This is a genomic window from Zarconia navalis LEGE 11467, from assembly GCF_015207075.1.
Taxonomy (GTDB): Bacteria; Cyanobacteriota; Cyanobacteriia; order Cyanobacteriales; family Geitlerinemataceae; genus Zarconia; species Zarconia navalis.
In genome coordinates this window covers 1-5262 of record NZ_JADEXN010000407.1, presented here as the reverse complement: position 1 = coordinate 5262, position 5262 = coordinate 1, and the positions used below count along the sequence as shown (strand labels likewise).

Sequence of the window (5262 nt, the reverse complement as noted above, 5' to 3'; positions counted from 1 at the left end):
GGCTAGGGGTGGGTTGAGTCATCGAGTGGGACTTTTCTCGATGGCGATCGGTGTTTTGGAATACCAGAGGCAGTAATATTATTCTGTGGAGATAGCTACGATCGATCGTCAAATCGAACTGAAAAATTAAGATAAGTCGATCGGTGCAACTGAATGTTGTTATGGCCACCAGACCTGACGATGCAATTCTTATAGGGGTTAACGACTTTTGACTCTAAATTCCGTCCTGTTGGGTATATCCTAAGTTTTAAGAGTCCCAATTTATAGTGTCTCGATCGATTCAAGAAAGTGGAGTTTTTGAGTATGGGAATGCCGTGTGAAGTCAACAGTATTCTAAAGTTAAAGCCATCTCAAGGCTATCCAACCCAATTGGAAAAGGGTCAACGATATCAAGCTCAAAAAGAGGGCTACAGAATTATCCCCGTTGATGTTCCCATTCCCTTAGTTGATGAGAATTGGTTGGCTCGTGTAGATATTAAAATTTGCAGACTGGTTTGGGAAAATGGGGTGACGAATCTAGAGTTTGAAATCGATCGGATTTATCGAGTTCCAATGCTTACGAAAGAATTTTAATCAGCACGCAATTGCGATGACTCCATACAGAATTGAAATGTATCTTAGCTTCGTCCGAATCCGTCACGAACCCGCAGAAATCCGCGATTGAAGTTGGACTTGTAAAGGACGTTCGTTATCGATCGTCATCCCCGAAAAATTATTATTTTTTGGAGTCTTTCGACGAGGGCTGTTTTGTTCCATTTGCCACAGCAGCCAGCGACTTCCAGAAGGCAACATCTTAATGCTATCGGGATTTTGAGTCAGCCAAATCGACGGCGCAGAAGGAGGGTTGGCGGTGGCATTCGTTTCGCCGCAAGACACTGCCGCGAGGGCTTCTAGCACCACCTGATGCCCTTGTAACAAACCCGTCGTCGCACTCCAGAAACGAACGTTAAGCTGGCGTTGGCTGGCATAGAAATAGAGAGATGCCGCCGCGATCGCCGCTTCCTCAAAGTTATCCGCCTCCCAGCTTGTCGTATTGTCAAGCGCCACAACCACATCCCAACCGCTGGTAAACACCTCCAGTTCCCGTACCCGCAAATCCCCGTAACGGGCGCTAGAACGCCAGTGAATTAACCGAATGGGGTCCCCCGATCGATAGGGCCGCAAAGCCCTTGTCAGACCTTCTGTGGCCATTTGCGACTGCCGATCGCGCTGTTGGGAACTTCGATGCAGTTCCATGCCGCTTTCATCAATGAGGGGACAGCGACTCAGGGGTAAAACCCTCGGATAGACAATCGCTTTGCCCGGAACTTGGCGGTGGCGGCGACACCAAAATAACCCCAGGGGGGCAGCAGTTCGCAACTGCACGTCGTCCCAGTGGTAAACCCCGCGCTTGGCTGCGGGCTGGTAGTACGTCCACTTGTGGCTGCTGTGGCTGGGGATAATTTCGATCGTCTCGGTGACGGGTTCCCCCAATTTCAGGGGAATGATATCCCGTACTTGTAGCAGTGTTTTCGGTTGGGGATGGGGGTTGGAAATCTCCAATTCCAGGGTGAGTTCGTCTCCAGCGCTGATGGGGGACAGAGGACGACGGCGGATTTCTAGCTGGCGCAGCGATCGCGGAGGTAACACCATCGCCACCCCCAGCAGCGCGAAACTCGCCCCACTGATGACGTACAGCCATCCTGCCATGGTATTGGTAGCCGCCCCAAAAAAGAAGATAGACAGAAATAGCAGCAAACCTCCAGCATAGGCGGGTTTCACCCAACGAGCTTCCAGCCAGTTTTCCAGTCGATGCCTCAATTTCACGATCGTGCCTCCGTACTTGTACGTCCGGTTTTCACTCTAACCTTTCCCAAGAACAGCTCGAGCATCTGGGATATCGCCTCAATGACAGTGCCCATCTTGGCAAAATTCGATCGCATCACTATTTTTATCCTGTTTTCACCGTTCAGTTATTGAGAATAGATTCATTTAGAGAACGAATTTACAGGGATTTCATGTTATCTTTATTTCTGTTCGATGGCGAAGCTATAATTATTTTTTGTACGTAAAACAATATTTTAAAAACATGAGATTTATCAATCCCAAAACCGATTACGCCTTCAAAAAAATATTTGGTTCAGACGAGAGTAAAGATATTCTCATCAGCTTTCTGAATGCCTTAATTTATGAAGGTCATTCGACGATCGAAGACTTAGAAATCATTAATCCCAATCTTCCCCCAAGAGTACAAGGATTAAAAGATACTTACCTTGATATTAAAGCTAAACTCAACGACGGCACGCTTGTCATCATCGAAATGCAAGTTTTAAACGTACAGGCTTTTGGCAAGCGGGTAATATTTAATGCCGCCAAAACCTATGCTTTTCAACTGCAAGCCGGGGAAGGTTATCGAATGCTAAAACCCGTTATTGCTTTAACGATCGCCGATTTCGAGATGTTCGCCGATCGCGACAGCCTCATTTCCCGCTTCGTGTATCGAGAAAAACAGGATGGCTATATCTATCCAGAAAACGAGATCGAACTCGTCTTTATCGAACTGCCAAAATTCACCAAAAAACTAAACCAGCTCGAAACCATCACTGACAAATGGATTTATTTTATTAAATATGCCCGATCGCTCACGGAAATTCCCGAAGGTATGGATGACGTGGTCGAACTGCATCGTGCCTTTGAAATTGCCAATCAAGCCAATTTAACTCCTAGCGAACTGGAAGATTTAGAACGTCGAGAAATGTTTATCTACGACCAACAAGGGGCGATCGCACTAGGACGAGAAGAAGAAAAACGTATCATTGCCCGCAACTTACTCGATCGACTTGACGATGCAACGATCGCTCAAACGACGGGACTGAGTATTAAAGATGTCGAAGCATTACGTGGGGAAAAACAGAACTGATATAAAGGCGCTCTCTGTCGGATTCCTGCCGTGGGGGAATCGAGCAACCGCTGCTCTGATGAGTTCTAGTCGTGCTGTGGGTCTACCCAATTCGCACTGACAGTCAGAACGTCTATGATAAGTAAAGAAATATTTCTTAACCTTTGGTTATCAAATGCTCGTTCCTCCCACCGGCATCGCCAAACTCAAAAAGATTGCCACCGAAAAACTCCTCTTCGGTCACGAACCCACCCCCGAACTGATTGCCATCATGCTCGTGTACTTCGTGCAGGGCATCTTGGGATTGGCGCGTTTGGCCGTCAGCTTTTTCCTCAAAGACGATTTAGGGCTAACCCCGGCACAGGTCTCGGCAATGATGGGCATTGTCGCCCTGCCGTGGATCGTTAAGCCGCTGTTTGGCTTTATTTCAGACGGTTTGCCGATTTTCGGGTATCGTCGCCGTCCGTACCTGATTCTTTCAGGCATTCTGGGGGCGACCTCCTGGATTGCCCTCGGTTCTGTGGTTCAGACCGCTTGGATGGCCACTGCGGTTATTGCCCTGAGTTCTCTGTCGGTGGCCGTGAGCGATGTGATTGTAGACTCGTTAGTGGTGGAACGGGCGCGCAAAGAATCCCTGAGCGCTGCCGGTTCTCTCCAATCTCTGTGCTGGGGAACCTCCGCATTTGGGGGACTGCTGACAGCTTATTTGAGCGGTTTTTTGTTAGAACAATTCAGCACCCAAACCGTGTTTCTGATTACCGCATCTTTCCCGTTGCTGGTGTGTGCGACAGCCTGGGCAATTGCCGAAGAACCCGTTACAGGGCGATCGAACGGTGAAACCGTCAAGACTCAAATCCGACAACTCAAAGCAGCAATTTCTCAAAAATCCATCTGGCTACCCACGGCATTTCTCTTCATCTGGCAAGCCACCCCGACGGCCGATTCGGCATTTTTCTTCTTCACAACCAACGAACTGGGATTCCCTCCGGAGTTTTTGGGGCGAGTGCGCCTAGTGACCAGTATTGCCGCATTGGTGGGTGTTTGGCTGTTTCAGCGTTTCTTCAAAACCGTACCCTTTCGTACCATTTTCGGTTGGTCAACGGTTCTCTCTGCCGCTTTGGGAATGACGACGCTGCTGCTGGTGACCCATGCCAATCGGGCGATCGGAATTGACGATCGCTGGTTCAGTTTGGGTGATAGCCTAGTGCTGACGGTGATGGGACAAATTGCCTTTATGCCCGTTCTGGTCTTGGCAGCGCGTCTGTGTCCCAAGGGGGTAGAAGCGACGCTGTTTGCCCTGCTGATGTCGGTGACGAATCTAGCTGGGGTGATTTCCCACGAATTTGGGGCAGTCCTGATGCATTGGATGGCGATTACGCCGACGAATTTCGAGAATCTCTGGCTGTTGGTTCTAGTGACAAACCTCAGTACTCTGGTACCGCTGCCGTTCCTAGGTTGGCTTCCCAATGGCAGTCCCGAAATTGAGGAACCTCAGTCTCTTCCGGTTCCTTCCGTTTCGGAATCCGAACCCACTGTTGTTTAGAGAGAGGAGAGAGAGGGGGCACTTCGACAAGCTCAGTGACCGAAGGGGGGAAAGAGAATTAAAAGAAAAGTGCAAAATGCGCGCATTCCGATCCCCGAAGCTTCCGATGTCTTCTTCAACGATAATTAACGACAATCATCGAAATCATGTCCGATACGACCTCTTCACCGGAAACGCTGCTGCTCGAACCGGGAACTCTCTGGAAGCAGATGTGCGATCGCACTCAACATGCCCTCAGTTGCGGCGCGCTGCAACCGATTTCTACGGAATACGAGGTTGTTGAAGCGGGGGGAATTCGGTTTTTGGTGCGGATTTTAGCCAATCTCGATCGCAAAGCCAAAGCCAAGAAAGAACAGACACAAAAAACGGCGGCATCGGGCAAAGATTTCAATCCCTTTTTACCCTACGAAGAAGATTTATTCGTTGCCGATATTTCCCAGACTCACGTCGGACTGTTGAATAAGTTTAACGTCGTTGACCATCACTTACTCATCGTCACCCGCGCGTTTGAAGAACAGGATACCTGGCTGACGCGATCGGATTTTGCCGCCCTGCACGCTTGTTTGGCACAAGTGGATGGTTTAGCGTTTTATAATGGCGGAACCCTCGCTGGAGCAAGCCAGCGCCACAAGCACTTACAACTGGTTCCCCTGCCGACAAGCGCCGACGAACCGCAAATTCCCATTGCTGGGGCGATCGCTAACGCCGAGTTTGAAGGTGCGGTGGGGACGATTCCGGCTTTCAACTTCGTCCACGGGATCGGCAAACTCGATCGGGCGATCGAATCTCCTGAAGCCGCCGCAGAGGAAAGCCTCAAGTGCTATCGCACCCTCTTAGAAGC

The 5262-nt window shown here is 49.5% G+C and carries 5 protein-coding genes; 4 read left to right on the top strand and 1 reads right to left on the bottom strand.

Annotation, left to right across the window (positions count from 1 at the left end; all coding sequences use genetic code 11):
* The first annotated feature begins 303 nt into the window (after positions 1–303).
* Entirely contained in the window at positions 304–573 is a 270-nt protein-coding gene (locus IQ235_RS18145; protein ID WP_264322820.1) for a DUF2584 family protein, read from the top strand.
* Positions 574–636: 63 nt separating this feature from the next.
* Here the strand turns inward: IQ235_RS18145 and IQ235_RS18140 are convergent, their stop codons facing one another.
* Complete coding sequence (locus tag IQ235_RS18140; protein WP_264322819.1) at positions 637–1806, bottom strand: DUF58 domain-containing protein; 1170 nt, start codon at positions 1804–1806, stop codon at positions 637–639.
* Positions 1807–2068: 262 nt separating this feature from the next.
* On the opposite strand from IQ235_RS18140, the gene IQ235_RS18135 reads away from it, so the two are divergent.
* From IQ235_RS18135 to IQ235_RS18125, 3 genes are all read left to right on the top strand, one after another.
* Positions 2069–2899 (top strand): Rpn family recombination-promoting nuclease/putative transposase, encoded by an 831-nt coding sequence (locus IQ235_RS18135; RefSeq protein WP_264322818.1) that lies wholly within the window; start codon positions 2069–2071, stop codon positions 2897–2899.
* Between the two features lie 154 nt (positions 2900–3053).
* Complete coding sequence (locus IQ235_RS18130) at positions 3054–4421, top strand: folate/biopterin family MFS transporter (RefSeq protein WP_264322817.1); 1368 nt, start codon at positions 3054–3056, stop codon at positions 4419–4421.
* A 146-nt stretch (positions 4422–4567) separates the two neighbouring features.
* Positions 4568–5262: ATP adenylyltransferase family protein (locus tag IQ235_RS18125; protein WP_264322816.1), on the top strand; the 695-nt coding region annotated here is incomplete at its 3' end.

Coding starts and splice junctions, on each gene's coding strand:
- IQ235_RS18135 (WP_264322818.1), top strand. CDS start 2,069: ATGAGATTTATCAATCCCAAAACCGATTACGCCTTCAAAAAAATATTT.
- IQ235_RS18130 (WP_264322817.1), top strand. CDS start 3,054: ATGCTCGTTCCTCCCACCGGCATCGCCAAACTCAAAAAGATTGCCACC.
- IQ235_RS18145 (WP_264322820.1), top strand. CDS start 304: ATGGGAATGCCGTGTGAAGTCAACAGTATTCTAAAGTTAAAGCCATCT.